Origin of the sequence: Streptomyces sp. NPDC088147 (genome assembly GCF_044741565.1) — a bacterium.
Lineage (GTDB): Bacteria > Actinomycetota > Actinomycetes > Streptomycetales > Streptomycetaceae > Streptomyces.
The window spans coordinates 196,856-213,336 of record NZ_JBIUSY010000009.1 but is presented as its reverse complement, the minus strand read 5'-3'; the positions used below and the strand labels follow the sequence as shown (position 1 = coordinate 213,336).

The window sequence follows — 16,481 nt, the reverse complement described above, 5'->3', positions numbered from 1 at the left end:
CTTAAATTTCACAGTGGTTCTCCTTGCTGTACTGAACTGATCGATTCTGTTTCGCTGATGTTCGGCGGAGGTTCGGTCGTTCGGTGACGGCTCTCTCGATCTCACCGTGGAGGTGCCCCGTGCTGGGTCCCGTGATCCTCGCCGCGTCGCGGAGCGACGGAATGCGCCGTGTCGTCTCGGCCGCCCCGGTCACCAAGCCCGTGGTGAACCGTTTCATCGCCGGTGAGTCGGTCCAGGAGACGGTCCCGGTGATCAAGAACATGGCCGGCCGCGGTCTGGAGATCACCCTCGACGTCCTCGGCGAGGACATCTCCGACCCGACCGAGGCGCTGGCCGCCCGGGACGCGTATCTGGAGCTGATCGAGGCCCTCGCCCCGCTGGAGCTGGGCGCCCGCGCCGAGATGTCGGTCAAGCTCTCCTCCTTCGGGCAGGCCCTGCCCGGCGGACACGACCTCGCGCTGAAGAACGTCACCGCCGTCGTCGAGGCCGCCGCCGAGATCGGCACCACGGTCACCCTCGACATGGAGGACCACACCACCATCGACTCGACGCTCGCCATCCACGGCGAGCTGCGCGAGCGCTTCCCGCAGACCGGCGCGGTCGTCCAGTCGTACCTCTTCCGCACCGAGGAGGACTGCCGGAGGCTCGCCGAGGCCGGCTCGCGCGTGCGGCTCGTCAAGGGCGCCTACAAGGAGCCCGCGTCCGTCGCGTACCAGGACAAGAGAGAGGTCGACCGGGCGTATGTCCGCTGCCTCGGGATCCTGATGAACGGCGGCGGCTACCCGATGGTCGGCTCCCACGACCCGCGCCTGATCGCGATCGCCCAGCACCTCGCCCGCCGCGCCGGACGTAAGCTCGATGAGTACGAGTTCCAGATGCTGTACGGCATCCGGGAGGCCGAGCAGGACCGGCTGGCCGCCGAGGGACACCGGATGCGTGTCTACATCGCGTACGGCACCGACTGGTACGGGTATTTCATGCGCCGCCTCGCCGAGCGCCCCGCCAACCTCGCGTTCTTCCTGCGTTCGCTGGTCAGCCGCGGCTGAACCGCCGCCACCGAAACCGACCGCCCCTGACCTACTGATGAAGGAGATTCGGCACTCATGGACGCTGTGACCCAGGTTCCCGCGCCGGTCAACGAGCCGGTGCACGGCTACGCCCCGGGCTCCCCGGAGCTGGCCCGTCTTGAGGTCAAGCTCAAGGAGCTGGCCGAGAACCCCGTCGATCTGCCGATGACGATCGGCGGCGAGAAGCGGATGGGCGGGGGCGAGCGCGTCGACGTCGTACAGCCGCACAACCACCGGGCCGTGCTCGGTACGTTCGCGGGCGCCACCCAGCAGGACGCGCGCGACGCGATCGACGCCGCCCTCGCCGCCGCCCCCGGCTGGCGCGCCATGTCCTTCGACGACCGCGCCGCGATCATCCTGCGCGCCGCCGAACTGCTCGCGGGACCGTGGCGCGAGACGCTGGCCGCCGCGACCATGCTCGGCCAGTCGAAGACCGCCCAGCAGGCCGAGATCGACACCCCCTGCGAGCTGGTCGACTTCTGGCGCTTCAACGTCAAGTACGCCCGCGACCTGCTCGCCGAGCAGCCGCCGGCCAACTCGCCCGGCGTCTGGAACCGGCTCGACCACCGGCCGCTCGAAGGGTTCGTCTACGCGATCACCCCGTTCAACTTCACGGCGATCGCGGGCAACCTGCCGACCGCGCCCGCGCTCATGGGCAATGTCGTGGTCTGGAAGCCGTCCCCGACGCAGACCCTCGCCGCCGTGCTGCTGATGGAGCTGCTGGAGGAGGCCGGCCTGCCCAAGGGCGTCATCAACCTGGTGACGGGCGACGGCATCGCCGTCTCCGAGGTGGCCCTGAACCACCGCGACCTGGCGGGCATTCACTTCACCGGCTCGACCAGGACCTTCCAGCACCTGTGGAAGACCGTCGGCAACAACATCGAGACGTACCGCTCCTACCCGCGGATCGTCGGCGAGACCGGCGGCAAGGACTTCGTCGTCGCCCACCCGAGCGCCGACCGCGCGGTCCTCAAGACGGCGCTGACCCGGGGCTCCTTCGAGTACCAGGGCCAGAAGTGCTCCGCCTCCTCGCGCGCCTACGTCCCGGCGTCGATCTGGAACGACGGGTTCGAGGAGGAGTTCGCGACCGAGGTCGACGGGATCGCCATGGGCGATGTCACCGACCTCTCGAACTTCATCGGCGCCGTCATCGACGAGCGCGCCTTCGCCAAGAACAAGGCCGCCATCGACCGCGCCGCCGCCGACCCGACGTGCACGATCGTCGCGGGCGGTACGTACGACGACTCCGTCGGCTACTTCGTCAGGCCGACCGTCATCGCCTGCACCGACCCCGAGAACGAGGTCTTCACGACCGAGTACTTCGGCCCGATCCTCGCGGTGCACGTGTACGACGACGCCGACTACGAGACGGTCCTCGCGCAGATGGAGTCCGTCTCGGCGTACGCCCTGACCGGCTCGATCATCGCCGGTGACCGCGCCGCCGCGGCCGACGCGATGGAGAAGCTGCGCTACGCGGCGGGCAACTTCTACATCAACGACAAGTCGACCGGCGCCGTCGTCGGCCAGCAGCCCTTCGGCGGTGGCCGCGCGTCCGGTACGAACGACAAGGCGGGCGCCCCGCAGAACCTGATGCGCTGGACACTGACCCGCGCCATCAAGGAGACGCTGGTCCCGCCGACCGACTACCGCTACCCGCACATGGGCTGACGGCCCCGCGAACTCCGCCCCCGTACCGGCAACCCCCCTTCGCCGGTACGGGGGCGGCTCCATGCCCGGAGCGTCAGACCCTGCGCCAGCGGGCCATCATGAACGAGAAGATCCCGAACAGCGCCAGCCCCACCGCGACCACCGCGAGCAGCCAGGGCCCCGCCGGGGTGTCGGTGAAGGAGCGCAGGGTGTCGTCGACCCCCTTGGCCTTGTCCGGCTCGTACGCGACGGCCGCCTGGACGACGAACACCCCCAGGGCGGTGAAGAGAACGCCCCGCGCGGCCCCGCCCGCGACGCCGGTCACATCGAGGAACCGCCGTGCCCCGCGGGACATCCGGCCGAGCTTCAGATGCTTGTGGTACTTCCGCAGCACCGCGCGGGCACCGACCCAGAGCCCCGCGGCGGCGATGCCCACCCCGGCGGCCCCCACGATCCACTGCCCGCCCGGCAGTTCCAGCGCCTTGGCGGTGACATCCCGCGACTGACGGTCACCGGACCCGCTGCCGCTGCCCTTGTCACCGGCGGCGAAGGCCAGCACGGAGTAGGCGACGAATCCGTAGAAGACCGCCCGTCCCGCCGACAGCAGCCGCTTGTGCGTCTTGTGGCCGTCGGGTCCCGCCGCGCCGAACAGCGCCTCGGAGAGCCGCCAGAGCGCCATGCCCGCCAGCCCGATGCCCAGGGCCCAGAGGAGGACGACACCCCATGGCTGCCCCGCGATCTCCGCCAGCGCGCCGCCGCGGTCGGCCTCCTGGCCGCCACCGCCGAACGCGACCCGGAGCGCGAGCACGCCGATGAGCAGATAGATCACCCCGCGCGCGGCGAAGCCCCAGCGGGCCGCCCCGTCCATGGCCTGGCTGTTCGCCGCCTTTCGCGCCTTGCCTCGTCCGTTGAGTGACGCCGTGTGTACGTTCATGTGGGCCTCCGCTGCTCGACTGCCCCGGCCCTCCGCCGGGAAACAGCGGGCCCCGTGGCGTGCGCCGGGGACGCGCGGCGGCGGCCGGGTCCTGGGAGAGTGGCGCGTATGACCGAAATCCTGCGCACCGCCCACACCTTCGAGCTGTCCCGAGCCGAACTCGCCGAGATCCGCGCCCTGTTGGACGCCGCCTTCGACGGCGGGTTCTCCGACGAGGACTGGGACCACGGGCTCGGCGGTGTGCACGCCCTCGTACGGGACCCGGACGGCACGCTCCTCGCGCACGGCAGTGTGGTCCAGCGCCGGATGCTGCACGACGGCCGCTCCTACCGCGTCGGCTACGTCGAGGCCGTGGGCGTACGGGCCGACCGGCGCAGACGGGGTCTCGGCGACCGGGTGATGGAGGCGCTGGAGCGCGTGATCGACGGCGCGTACGACGCCGGGGCGCTCTCCGCCTCGGAGGACGGGGCGCGGCTCTACCGGGCGCGCGGCTGGCGGCCCTGGCCGCACCGGATCGAGGTGCTGGCGCCCGGGGGAGTGGTCCGGCTGCCGGACGAGGAGGGCTCCACGTATCTGCGTGCGGCGGCGGGACGGCCCCTCCCGGGACCGGCGTCCCCCGGGGACGGCACGGCGCTGGTCTTCGACTGGCGCGACGGCGATGTGATGTAGGGCGCGTCCGGTGGATCTTCGCGGGCCCACGGGGGATTTCCGCAGGTCGGAGTGATCACCGTCTCAGATAGTAGGAAGTCCGAGTAATCGTGGGGACAGAGCGCCGATCCTCGCTTAGCTTGGAATGAGCCGAACGTCTCGCTCGATCCAGCGAATGGCGGTTGTTGGCACGCGCCCGCACACAGGCAACCCCTGTCGCGTATGCCCCCGCCCCTTCCGGCCGCGCCCCTTCAGGCAGCGCTGACGCACCCCGCGGTTCCGCCGCGTGGCTCAGCTATTCCAAGGAGTCGATCATCATGGCCGAGACGACTGTCCGCCGCCGCGTCCGTCACACCTCCCGCACCAGCGAATCCGACCGCAAGAACGCCGCCGCCGCCCTCCAGCGTGCTCTCGACCGCAGGGACAACGGCGGCTCGACCGGCCACTGACCCGCGCCGTTCACTGACTCGCGCCGGCCACTGACCCGCGCCGGTCACTGATCCGCGCCGGCCACCGGCCGGCGCGGGAGTCAGCGCGTGATGGTGAAGTGGTCCACGCGCTCGCCGCTCTCGGCGAGCGCGGAGACCTTCAGCGCCGGGCGGTGCCCCGTCGTCACCTCGACGGCGAGGAACGAGAACCCGGTGTAGCGCACGCGCGACCACTCCACGGTCTCGGTGACCTTGGCGCCGCCCCGCTCCCAGTGGTACGACGGCACGCTCTCGACCTCGGCGACATGGCCCTCGTAGCTGTCCGGCACCGGGAAGTCGTACAGCGCCTTGCCCGCGCCGCCCGCCGTGACGTACACGATGCCGTCGCGTACCGAACTGACAGACTCGCCGACCGGCACCCGGCGTCCGACGACGCCGCCGCGCAGCGCGTCGGTGCGCTCGTACACATGGTTGTGGCCGTTGACGACCAGATCGACGCGGTGCTTGTCGAAGAGCGGCACCCACGCGTCGCGCACCCCGCCGTCCGAGGCATGGGCGTTCGTGGTCGAGAAGGCGCAGTGGTGGAAGAACACCACGATGAAGTCGACGTCCTCGTCCGCGCGCAGCTCGCCGAGCCGCCGGTCCAGCCAGCGCGTCTGGGCGCCGTCGGTGTAACCGGCGTTGGCCCGGATCTCGTGGGAGACATCGTTCGCGTCGAGGGCGACCACGCCGACATTGCCGTACCGGAACGAGTAGACGCCCGGCGACTTCACCGGGTCGAGCCCGCCGCCCGGCAGGGACCAGCGCGCGTTCTGGCCGCCGTACCCGTCGGGGGAGTACCAGGCCTCCATGTCGTGGTTGCCGGTGGTCACCATCCACGGCACCCGCGAGGCCACCGACTCGGTCTGGGCCAGGAACTGGTCCCAGACCCGCGCGTCGTAGGTGTCCGCGGGCAGCCCCTGGCCGCTGCTGTCCGCGTAGCAGATGTCCCCGGCGTGCAGATGGAAGGCCGGGTTCTGGCCCAGGATCACCTGGTCGTTGGCGAGGGCGTCGTAGGAGACGCCCTGGTCGCCGAAGGCGGTGAAGACGAACGACTCGGCGCGCGCCGGGGCGGTACGGAACGTACCGACCGTGCCCAGGTTGCGCGCGTCCGCCGGGTCGAAGCCCTCGTGGCCCACGCCGTAGTAGTAGGTCGTCCCGGGGCGCAGCCGCTCCAGCGGGACATGCAGGTAGTACTGGTCCACCGCGGGCAGCGCGGCCGACAGCGACGGGGTGTGCAGCGAGCGCACCTCCGCCGTGATCCGCTGGCTCAGGTCCCAGGGCTTCAGGCCCACCCGGACGTAGGGGTTCCGCACCGCGAACGGCACCTGCCACGAGACGGACATCGTGGTCCTCGGGTCGGCGCCGAAGGCCAGGTGCCGGCCGAACGGGGCCACCAGCGATCCGTCGACCCGTACGGCGGCCGACGACGGCAGGAAGGCGGGCGCGGTGGCCGTGGTGCCGCCCGCGGTGGCGGCGCTGGAGCCGAGCAGGCCGGCGCCCGCCACCGTCCCGGCGGCGAACGTGCCCGCCCGCAGCAGGCCGCGTCGGCCGATCTTTTCGCGCAGGTACGCGTGCTGCTCCGGCATGGTCATACGGGAGGCGAGAGGGTCGGGAATCCCGACGCGGGGAGTTTCCATGTGCCGACCGTGACACCAATGGGTGGCGGATGCATGTATCGCGGGCGTCCAGTTGACGACCGATTCGCCATCTGTCCACAGAATGGACACGCGATGTCATGCACTGGGACGAGGGGTAGGGTGCCCCCATGTCTCGCAGCCTCAATCTCGCAGTGATCCCCGGTGACGGCATCGGTCAGGAGGTCGTGGCCCAGGGCCTGAAGGTCCTGCGCGCGGTCCTTCCCCAGGATGTGAAGCTGGAGACCAAGGAGTACGACCTCGGCGCGAGCCGCTGGCACCGCACCGGGGAGACCCTCCCGGACGCGGAGCTGGAGGCCCTCAAGGGACATGACGCGATCCTGCTCGGCGCGATCGGCGACCCGACCGTGCCGTCCGGCGTCCTGGAGCGCGGACTGCTGCTCAAGCTGCGCTTCGCCTTCGACCACTACGTGAACCTGCGGCCGTCGAAGCTCTTCCCCAACACGGCCACGCCGCTGGCGGGCCGCCCGGACATCGACTTCGTCGTCGTCCGTGAGGGCACCGAGGGCCCGTACACCGGCAACGGAGGCTCGCTGCGCACGGGCACGCCCGCCGAGGTGGCCACCGAGGTGAGTCTCAATACGGCGTACGGCGTGGAGCGGGTCGTCCGTGACGCGTACGAGCGCGCCAACTCCCGTCCGCGCAAGAAGCTGACGCTGGTCCACAAGAACAACGTCCTCGTCTACGCCGGCCACATGTGGAAGAACATCTTCGACCGCGTGGGCCAGGAGTACCCCGACGTCGCCACCGACTATCTGCATGTCGACGCCGCGACGATCTTCTTCGTCACCCAGCCCGACCGCTTCGACGTGATCGTCACCGACAACCTCTTCGGTGACATCCTCACCGACCTGGCCGCCGCCGTGACCGGCGGTATCGGCCTGGCCGCGTCCGCGAACATCAATCCGGACCGTACGTTCCCGTCCATGTTCGAGCCGGTCCACGGGTCGGCGCCGGACATCGCGGGCCAGGGGAAGGCCGACCCCACGGCCACCATCCTCTCCGTCGCCCTGCTGCTGCGACACCTCGGCTTCGACGCCGAGGCCGTCCGGGTGGAGGAGGCCGTCGCGGCCGATCTCGCCGGGCGTGACGGTACGGCGGCCACCGCGCGTACGACCGACCAGATCGGTGACGCGCTCGCCGTACGAGTAGCGAGCTGACCCGTCGACTCCTCACAGCCGCCGGGTCTTCGGAGCCCGGCGGCTGTTCTTTTGCGGCCTCCGGGTGCCACCATCATCCAAGGGCCGCTTTCACCCCGTTTCATGCATCCGTCCCGACCCGCGCGATAATCGCCGTGGGCCGCGCACGCGGGAATGCTCGGACGTCCTAGTAGTCGTAGCGACGTGAACGCGGTCCGTCACATCAACCGGTGAAGGACGAGTATTCATGACCACGCCCACGATCGAACTCAAGCCCTCCTCGAACCCGCTGTCCGACGCGGAGCGCGAGGCGATCCTGGCCAACCCGGGGTTCGGCCGCCACTTCACCGACAACATGGTGACGATCCGGTGGACGGAGGGACGCGGCTGGCACGACGCGCAGCTCGTCCCGTACGGGCCCCTCTCACTCGACCCGGCGAACATGACCCTGCACTACGCGCAGGAGATCTTCGAGGGGCTCAAGGCCTACCGCCGCCCCGACGGCTCGGTCGCCACCTTCCGGCCCGAGGCCAACGCCGAGCGCTTCCGGGTCTCGGCCCGCCGGCTCGCCATGCCGGAGCTGCCCGTCGAGACCTTCATCGCCGCGTGCGACGCGCTGGTCCAGCAGGACAAGGGGTGGGTGCCCGCGCACGGCGGGGAGGCCTCCCTCTATCTGCGCCCGTTCATGATCGCCACCGAGGTCGGGCTCGGCGTCCGGCCGGCGAACGAGTATCTGTTCCTGGTCATCGCCTCGCCCGCCGGCGCGTACTTCCCCGGCGGGGTGAAGCCGGTCTCGGTCTGGCTCTCGGAGAACTACGTCCGCGCGGTGCCCGGCGGCATCGGCTTCGCCAAGACCGGCGGCAACTACGCGGCGTCCCTGCTCGCCCAGGCCGAGGCGGCGCAGAAGGGCTGCGAGCAGGTGGTCTACCTGGACGCGGTGGAGCACCGCTGGGTCGAGGAACTGGGCGGGATGAATCTGTACTTCGTGTACGGCGACCGCATCGTCACCCCCGAGCTGACCGGCTCCCTGCTGGCGGGCATCACCCGTGACTCGCTGCTGCGGCTGGCGGCCGACCTCGGCTACAGCTCCGAGGAGGGCCGGATCTCCAAGGAGGACTGGCGCCGCGACACCGAGAACGGGACCCTCACCGAGGTCTTCGCCTGCGGTACGGCCGCGGTGATCACCCCGGTCGGTGTGGTCAAGTCCACAGGCGGCGAGTGGACCCAGTCCGGCGGCGAGCCGGGCGAGGTCACGCTGAGGCTGCGCGAGGCCCTGCTGGACATCCAGACGGGCCGGGCGGCCGACCCCCACGGCTGGATGCACGAGCTGGGCTGACGGCCCCTGCCCCGAGAACGGCCGCCGAGGCCCCGGGCGCGGGTCTCGGCGGCTGTCCCATGGCACACCGTCGTCACACACCGCTCATCTGTCCTGACCGCATCGTGAGACGGGCCTTCCCCCGCGCGCCAGACATGCAAAAATCGCTCTGTGCTCTCGTTCGCCACGATTATTGGCAGCAGGCGCGCCGGTCCGCAGTGATCGCCTCGTACCACCATGTACGGCGCGGCCACCGTGCCCCAGACCCGCGCGCAGACCTCTCGCACCCGCGAGAGGTTTTTTCGTTTTCCGGCCCCATCATCGCCGGAGAGAGGCGCGAGCGATGATGGGGGCAAGTGGAGCCAGTCCTTCCACTCGACAGGAGCTACACACCATGACCACTGAGTCCACTGGGCCCACGGTGCACCACGACAGCTTTCATGTCTTCGACACGACGCTGCGCGACGGCGCCCAGCGTGAGGGCATCAACCTGACCGTCGCCGACAAGCTGGCCATCGCCCGGTACCTGGACGACTTCGGCGTGGGCTTCATCGAGGGCGGCTGGCCCGGCGCCAACCCGCGCGACACCGAGTTCTTCGCCCGCGCCCAGCAGGAGATCGACTTCAAGAACGCCCAGCTCGTGGCCTTCGGCTCCACCCGGAGGCCAGGGGCCAGAGCGGCGGAGGACCCACAGGTCAGGGCGCTGGTCGAGTCCGGCGCCCCGGTGGTCACCCTGGTCGCCAAGTCGCATGACCGCCATGTCGAGCTGGCGCTGCGCACCACCCTCGACGAGAACGTCGAGATGGTCCGCGACACCGTCTCCTACCTGCGTGAACAGGGCCGCCGCGTATTCGTGGACTGCGAGCACTTCTTCGACGGCTACCGCGCCAACCCCGAATACGCCAAGTCCGTCGTACGGGCCGCCACCGAAGCGGGCGCCGATGTCGTCGTCCTCTGTGACACCAACGGCGGCATGCTGCCCGCGCAGATCCAGGCCGTCGTCACCACCGTGCTCGCCGACACCGGAGCCCGGCTCGGCATCCACGCCCAGGACGACACCGGCTGCGCCGTCGCCAACACCCTCGCCGCCGTCGACGCCGGCGCCACCCATGTCCAGTGCACGGCCAACGGCTACGGCGAGCGCGTCGGCAACGCCAACCTGTTCCCGGTCGTCGCCGCGCTGGAGCTGAAGTACGGCAAGCGTGTCCTGCCCGAGGGCGCGCTCGCCGAGATGACCCGGATCTCGCACGCCATCGCGGAGATCGTCAATCTCGCGCCCTCCACCCACCAGCCGTATGTCGGCGTCTCCGCCTTCGCGCACAAGGGCGGACTCCACGCCTCCGCGATCAAGGTCGATCCCGACCTCTACCAGCACATCGACCCCGAGCGGGTCGGCAACACCATGCGGATGCTCGTCTCCGACATGGCGGGCCGCGCCTCCATCGAGCTGAAGGGCCGGGAGCTGGGCATCGACCTCGGCGATGACCGCGATCTGGTCGGCCGGGTCGTCCGCCGGGTCAAGGAGCACGAGCTCAAGGGGTACACCTACGAGGCGGCCGACGCGTCCTTCGAACTGCTGCTGCGCGAGGAGGTCGAGGGCCGGCCCCGCAGCTACTTCCGTACGGAGTCCTGGCGCGCGATCGTCGAGGACCGGCCGGACGGTACGCACGCCAACGAGGCCACCGTGAAGCTGTGGGCCAAGGGCGAGCGGATCGTCGCCACCGCCGAGGGAAACGGCCCGGTCAACGCCCTGGACCGGGCCATGCGGGTCGGTCTGGAGCGGATCTATCCGCAGCTCGCCAAGCTGGAGCTGGTGGACTACAAGGTCCGCATCCTGGAAGGCAGGCACGGTACGGAGTCCACCACCCGTGTGCTGATCACCACGGGCGACGGGGTCGGCGACTGGTCCACGGTCGGGGTCGGCGAGAACGTGATCGCGGCGTCCTGGCAGGCGCTGGAGGACGCGTACACGTACGGACTGCTGCGGGCCGGGGTCGAACCGGCGGAGTAGTCACCCGCTCCGCGCGGTCCGCCCCCGGCCCGTCCGGGCTCCCGGACGGCTGGTCTAGCTCTGGAGCCGCCACTTCTGGTTGGCGGCTCCGGTGCAGGTCCAGATCTGGGCGCGGGCGCCGTTGGCCGGGGAGTTGTCCGTCACATCGAGGCACTTGTCCGCCGCGGTGTTGACGATGTCACCGGTCCCGGCGTTGTACGTCCACTGCTGGGCGCCGCTTCCGTTGCAGTCGTACAACTGCACCTTGGCGCCGTTCGCCGTCGAGGCCGAGGTCACGTCCAGGCACTTGCCGAGTGACCTGATCGTCGAGTCCGTGCCGACCGTCCAGCGCTGGGCCGTCGAGCTGTTGCAGTCGTAGAGCTGGACGGCCGTGCCGTTGGCGCTCGCGCCGGCCGCCACGTCCAGGCACTTGCCGCCGAGCCCGGTGAAGGTGCCCGAGGTGCCGGTGCCGCCACCGCCGGACTGGGTGCCGGACCAGGTGAACGTCGCCGAGGTCTTGCCCGGCAGCGAGTAACTGAAGTTCTGCCCGCCCCAGTTGACCCGCAGCTCACGGGCGGCCGACGCGTCGTTGTACGCGATCAGCGCCTTGGAGCCGTCCGGGTTGCGCCAGGCCACATTGGGCACCGCGGAGCTGGCGGTGGAGGCGATGCGCGCCGCGCCCGGCTTCACGAACTTCGTGAGATGACCCATCGTGTAGTACTCGATGGTGTAGTCGACCTGGCCGTGCCGGCCGTCACCGTTGTGGACCGTGATCAGCCCGTCGCAGGTGCCGCAGCCGCCGTTGTGCGGACCGCGGTTCTGGTCCACCGCCAGCGACCACTTGGTCACCGACTTCGCCCAGTTGCGGGTGTAGTCGATGATGTTCAGCATGTCCTCGCGCTGCTGATTGGCGATCCAGGTGCCGCCGGAGTGCTCGGTCTGGAAGGCGTTCAGCTGCGGATACTGGTTGTGGACGTCCGTCTGCTTCTGGACGTTGCCGCCGTAGCCGTGCCAGGCGACGCCGCCGAAGTTGGGGTGGTCGCGGACGGCCGCGTCGTTCACGGTCTCGGCCGCGTACGCGTCGTACGTGTCCCAGTTCCAGTCGTGCGCGAGCACCTTGGAGGACAGACCCGCGCTCTGGAGCTTGGGCAGCAGCTCGCTCTTGGTGAAGTACGCGAGACCCGAGGCGTTCCAGCTCATCGACGGGTAACCGGCGCAGCAGGTCGGCTCGTTCTGCACCGAGACGTAGTCGACCGGGATGCCCTGGTCGCGGTAGCCCTGGAGATACTTCACGAAGTAGTCGGCGTACGTGCCGTAGTTCTCCGCCTTCAGCCAGCCGCCGTTGAGCTGGCCGTTGTCCTTCATCCAGGCCGGCGCCGTCCACGGCGAGGCCATGGTCGTCAGCGCCGGGTTGAGCTGCTTGGCCTGCTTGGTCAGCGGCAGCACATCGGCCAGATCGTGCGCGAGGGAGAACCGCGCGAGACCGGGGTCGGTCTGGCCCGCCGGGATGTCGTTGTAGGTGTAGCCGAAGCGGGCGAGGTCGGAGCCGCCCATGGGGTTGCGGATGAAGGAGAGCCCGATGCCCTCGGTGGGCGAGAAGAGCTTCTTCATCGTGTCGTCACGGGTCGCCTGGGAGAGCGCGCCGCTGCCCTTCATCAGCCAGGCAGCGGTGTCCGTGAAGGACGCGCCGCCGCCCGTGAAGGTCTGATAGCGGGCGCCCTCGTCGACGCTGACGTTCGTACCGCTGCCGCCGTTGCCCGGCTGGAAGGTGACGGGGGTCTGCTGCTGGAGACCGCGGGTGACATGGCGTCCTCCGCTGTCGTCGGTGGTCGTCAGCCAGATGCTGACCTGCTCGCCGGCGGCTTGCGCCGTACCGGCGGAGAGGCCGGTGAGTCCGGCGGTGGCCAGGGCGCCCGCGAGGAGCGTCCTCGTCAGCCGCCGCCCGATGCCAGTCGATCTCGACATAAGTCTGCTGCCCTTCATCGGCAGTGCTGTGGGGGGTGATGCCGTGCGGCGTGAGTGAACTGCCGTTACGAACGTCCGTCAAGAGGCCGGGTATTCACAAACTGAACGCACAACGCCCCCGCGTCATCCCTGACCTGCGGCCGGCCTGGTACGTAACAAAGGTGCGGACCAATCTCGGTGTGAAGTGTTGACGGCGGTCCTGCGCGCCGGTTAACTCACCGCCGAGCACCGGTACCGGTTCCGGGACCGGTACCGGCCTGTGGGGCCGCGACCGGTTCCCCACCTCTTCGGGGAGGCCACGATGCGTGTCACCATCGCCGATGTGGCCCGTGAGGCCGGCGTCAGCAAGACGACCGTGTCGCGGGTGATCAATACCAAAGGTGAAGTCGACCGGGGCACGGCCGCCCGCGTCCGGGCCGTGATCGCCCGGCTCGGCTACGTCCCCAGCTCGGGCGCCGTCGGACTGGCCCGCGGCAGCAGCCATACGATCGGCATGCTGGTGCCCGCGCTCAGCTGGCCCTGGATGAGCGAGGTCCTCCAGGGGGTCGTGGACACCGTCGAGGCGGCCGGCTACGGCCTGCTGCTCTTCACCTGCAACCGCGGCCCCGAATCGGTGGAGCACTTCGTCACCCAGGTCTCCGCCCGAGCCTTCGACGGACTGCTCGTCGTGGAGCCGGAGAACACCCTCGACACCATCGTCGGACTGCACCGCAAGGGGCTGCCCGTCGTACTGATCGACGACCGGGGCAGCCGCCCCGTGGGCTTTCCGTCCGTGGAGACGACCAACCACGAGGGCGGCGCCTCCGCGGCCCGCCATCTGCTGGCCGGCGGGCGCCGCAGACCGCTCGTGATCACCGGGCCCTCGCACTTCGGGTGCGTACGCGACCGGCTCAGGGGCTTCGTCGAGGTCCTGCCCACCGAACTCGTCATGGTGGGGGACTTCACCGAGCTGTCGGGACGGCTCGCGGTGGAGAGACTCCTCAACAACAAGGTCCGTTTCGACTCCGTGTTCGCGCACAACGACATCAGCGCGGCCGGCGCGCTGCGGGCCCTGCGGGCGGCGGGGCGCAAGGTCCCCGACGATGTCGCGGTGGTCGGCTTCGACAACGTTCCGCTGGCCCGGCACACGGAGCCACCGCTGACCACCGTCCGCCAGCCCACCCAGCGGATGGGGGAGACGGCGGCGCGGCTGCTGCTCGGACATCTGGCCGGGACGTCGTCAGGGCCCGGCGGGCCGGTCGTCCTGCCCACCGAGATCATCGTCCGCGAGTCGGCGCCGTAAGCGCTCGCTTCCGTTGGACCCCGTTCCCGTAGGCGCTCGTTCCCGTTGGACCCCGTTCCCGCAGGCGCTCGTTCCCGTTCCGTCATGTCCTCGCCCGTCCGGTCCGGCCGTACTTCGGGTAGCGTCAATATGTATGAGGACGAGGCTGATTTCCCTTCTGTCCGGGCTGCTTCTCGCCTTTCTCGCCACGGTCTTCCTGGTGGCGCCGGGCGCGGGCGCGGCCACCGACGCCCCGGCCGCCACCGGCCCTCAGGCCGTCGGCGAGGCCCTCAAGAAGAGTCCGGTCTATGTGGACCCACGGGCCGCCGGGCAGCTCTCGGCGTCCGAGGCCGGGGCCCTGGCGAAGAAGATCAAGGACGCGGACAAACCGCTCTTCGTGGCGGTCCTGCCGGCGAACGCCCAGTTCCCGGCGTCGGACGTGCTGAGGAACGTACGGACCGAGACCGGCGTGACGGGGCTGTACGCCATCCGTCTGGGCGACGGGTTCAACGCGGGCGCCGACGCCTCGGTGCTGCCGAGCCGGGCCGTCGGCAATCTCACGGACGCGGTCAAGGCGGGCGGCCCGGTCGACGCCGCGACCGAGCTGAACAACTTCGTCGACCAGGCCCTGCCGCAGATCCGTGGCCAGGCCCCGGCCTCCTGGGACACCGGGTCGGGCTCGGGCGGCGCGGGCAGCTCGTCCACCGGGCTGATCGTGCTCGGCTCCGTCGTCGTGCTGGGCGGCGCGGGCGCGTACACCGTGGCGCGCGTCAACCGCCGCAAGCGTGACGAACGCACCCGTGAGGCGCTGGAGAAGCTGCGGGTCGTCGTGGACGAGGACATCACCGCGTTCGGCGAGGAGCTGGACCGGCTGGACTTCCACCCCGGCGAGCCGGGTGCCGACGACGCGATGCGCGCGGACTACGAACGTTCCCTGGACTCCTACGAGAAGGCCAAGTCCCTGATGGGCGCGGCCGAACGGCCCGAGGACGTACGGGGCGTGACCGAGGCGCTGGAGGACGGCCGGTTCGCACTGGCCACACTGGCCGCCCGCAGGACGGGCGCCCCGCTCCCGGAGCGCCGTTCACCCTGCTTCTTCGATCCGCGGCACGGCCCTTCGGTGACGGACGCGGAGTGGGCGCCGCCCGCCGGTGTCCGGCGTACGGTCCCGGTCTGCGCGGCCGACGCCGCCCGGCTGGCGGACGGTGCGGACCCGCAGACCCGTACGGTCGAGACCGAGCACGGCCGCCGCCCCTACTGGGAGGCGGGACCGGCGTACGGACCGTGGGCCGGCGGCTACTTCGGCGGCGGGCTGCTGCCGGGGCTGCTGGTGGGCACGATGCTCGGCTCCGTGATGGCGACCCCCGCCTATGCCGCGGACTTCGGCGGCGGTGACCCGTCCGGCTTCGGCGGCGGAGACTACTCGGGTTCGGACTTCGACCCGGGCGACTTCGGCGGCGGAGGGGACTTCGGCGGGGGCGGCGGGTTCGACGGCGGCGGCGGGTTCTAGATCCCGCGCGGTCCTGTGGATCGCGGACCTGTCGATCTCAGGCCTTCTTGATGGCGGAGATGTCGAAGCTCAGCTTGACCTTGTCGCTGACCATCACACCGCCGGTCTCCAGCGCGGCGTTCCAGGTCAGGCCCCAGTCGGAGCGCAGGATCGTGGCGCTGCCCTCGAAACCGACGCGCTCGTTGCCGTACACGTCGGTGGCCGAGCCGTTGAACTCCAGGTCGATGGTGAGCGGCCGGGTGACGTCCTTGATGGAGAGGTCACCGGTCAGCCGGTAGGTCTCCGCGTCCAGCTGCTCGACGGCGGTGGAGCGGAAGGACATCTTCGGGAACGTCTCGGCGTCGAAGAAGTCGGCGCTGCGCAGATGACCGTCGCGGTCCGCGATCCCGGTGTCGACACTGGCGATCGCGACCTCGATCAGCGCCGAGGAGGCGGTCGGGTCCGTACCGTCCAGGCTCAGCGATCCCTCGTGCTCCGTGAAGGTGCCCCGGACGTTGGTGACCATCGCGTGCCGGACGGTGAAGCTGATCGTGCTGTGCGCCGGGTCGATGGTGTATTCGCCGGTCAGCGCGGCGAGCGCCGGGTCCACCGTGGCGGTCGCGGTGCCCGCGGAGGCCGAGGTCTGAGCGGAGTCGTTCTTGCGGCCGAAGATTCCCATGACTGCTCCTGAGGTAGTGGTGTGCGGTTGTTGTTTAACGTTCAACGACACTCACCATAGACGGGTCTGGTTCAGATTTCAACAATGTCATCCGATCGAGTTCTCCTGAGGGCGCCGCCCTCTGGCGGACGCGCGTAGACATCGGGCACCATCTCCCTGTTCCACCTGCCCCACCGCCCAATTGGCCCCACCGCCCATCGGCACCATCGCCCATCGGCACCA

Annotated in this window: 13 protein-coding genes; 9 read left to right on the top strand and 4 right to left on the bottom strand. The window is 70.2% G+C overall.

Translation table 11 applies throughout. The annotated features are described in order from the left end of the window. Positions 1-119: 119 nt before the first annotated feature. The gene (locus ACIOGX_RS29840) at positions 120-1,046 is read left to right on the top strand and encodes a proline dehydrogenase family protein (protein WP_401917729.1); all 927 of its coding nucleotides are present in this window, start codon (positions 120-122) and stop codon (positions 1,044-1,046) included. A gap of 57 nt (positions 1,047-1,103) precedes the next feature. Continuing rightward, positions 1,104-2,735: an L-glutamate gamma-semialdehyde dehydrogenase gene (pruA, locus tag ACIOGX_RS29835; RefSeq protein WP_356511304.1), complete on the top strand. Its 1,632-nt coding sequence runs from the start codon at positions 1,104-1,106 to the stop codon at positions 2,733-2,735. 73 nt (positions 2,736-2,808) lie between these two features. On the opposite strand, the gene ACIOGX_RS29830 is transcribed toward pruA, so the two are convergent. After that, positions 2,809-3,648, bottom strand: a complete 840-nt coding sequence (locus tag ACIOGX_RS29830; protein ID WP_356511306.1) for a DUF1206 domain-containing protein — start codon at positions 3,646-3,648, stop codon at positions 2,809-2,811. A gap of 108 nt (positions 3,649-3,756) precedes the next feature. Here ACIOGX_RS29830 and ACIOGX_RS29825 point away from each other — a divergent pair, with 108 nt between their 5' ends. Together ACIOGX_RS29825 and ACIOGX_RS29820 are read left to right on the top strand one after the other, a co-directional pair. Next, positions 3,757-4,317 (top strand): GNAT family N-acetyltransferase, encoded by a 561-nt coding sequence (locus ACIOGX_RS29825; RefSeq protein WP_401917727.1) that lies wholly within the window; start codon positions 3,757-3,759, stop codon positions 4,315-4,317. 296 nt (positions 4,318-4,613) lie between these two features. Further along, positions 4,614-4,745: a hypothetical protein gene (locus ACIOGX_RS29820; RefSeq protein WP_106982032.1), complete on the top strand. Its 132-nt coding sequence runs from the start codon at positions 4,614-4,616 to the stop codon at positions 4,743-4,745. An 80-nt stretch (positions 4,746-4,825) separates the two neighbouring features. Here ACIOGX_RS29820 and ACIOGX_RS29815 read toward each other — a convergent pair whose 3' ends face one another. Continuing rightward, positions 4,826-6,403, bottom strand: a complete 1,578-nt coding sequence (locus ACIOGX_RS29815) for a purple acid phosphatase family protein (RefSeq protein WP_401917725.1) — start codon at positions 6,401-6,403, stop codon at positions 4,826-4,828. 128 nt (positions 6,404-6,531) lie between these two features. Between ACIOGX_RS29815 and ACIOGX_RS29810 the strand changes: the two genes are divergently transcribed. The 3 genes from ACIOGX_RS29810 to cimA all read left to right on the top strand — a co-directional run bounded on the left by ACIOGX_RS29810 (position 6,532) and on the right by cimA (position 10,886). Further along, complete coding sequence (locus tag ACIOGX_RS29810; protein WP_129771525.1) at positions 6,532-7,581, top strand: 3-isopropylmalate dehydrogenase; 1,050 nt, start codon at positions 6,532-6,534, stop codon at positions 7,579-7,581. A 226-nt stretch (positions 7,582-7,807) separates the two neighbouring features. After that, positions 7,808-8,896: a branched-chain amino acid aminotransferase gene (locus ACIOGX_RS29805; RefSeq protein ID WP_356511313.1), complete on the top strand. Its 1,089-nt coding sequence runs from the start codon at positions 7,808-7,810 to the stop codon at positions 8,894-8,896. 373 nt (positions 8,897-9,269) lie between these two features. After that, positions 9,270-10,886: a citramalate synthase gene (cimA, locus tag ACIOGX_RS29800; RefSeq protein ID WP_356511315.1), complete on the top strand. Its 1,617-nt coding sequence runs from the start codon at positions 9,270-9,272 to the stop codon at positions 10,884-10,886. A 54-nt stretch (positions 10,887-10,940) separates the two neighbouring features. Here the strand turns inward: cimA and ACIOGX_RS29795 are convergent, their stop codons facing one another. Beyond that, complete coding sequence (locus tag ACIOGX_RS29795) at positions 10,941-12,830, bottom strand: ricin-type beta-trefoil lectin domain protein (RefSeq protein ID WP_356511317.1); 1,890 nt, start codon at positions 12,828-12,830, stop codon at positions 10,941-10,943. 301 nt (positions 12,831-13,131) lie between these two features. On the opposite strand from ACIOGX_RS29795, the gene ACIOGX_RS29790 reads away from it, so the two are divergent. Then, positions 13,132-14,112, top strand: coding sequence for a LacI family DNA-binding transcriptional regulator (locus ACIOGX_RS29790; RefSeq protein ID WP_383962542.1), 981 nt, complete (start codon positions 13,132-13,134; stop codon positions 14,110-14,112). A gap of 133 nt (positions 14,113-14,245) precedes the next feature. Then, positions 14,246-15,601, top strand: a complete 1,356-nt coding sequence (locus tag ACIOGX_RS29785) for a hypothetical protein (RefSeq protein WP_401917721.1) — start codon at positions 14,246-14,248, stop codon at positions 15,599-15,601. A gap of 37 nt (positions 15,602-15,638) precedes the next feature. Here ACIOGX_RS29785 and ACIOGX_RS29780 read toward each other — a convergent pair whose 3' ends face one another. Continuing rightward, positions 15,639-16,259 (bottom strand): YceI family protein, encoded by a 621-nt coding sequence (locus ACIOGX_RS29780; RefSeq protein ID WP_356511323.1) that lies wholly within the window; start codon positions 16,257-16,259, stop codon positions 15,639-15,641. Positions 16,260-16,481 lie beyond the last annotated feature (222 nt).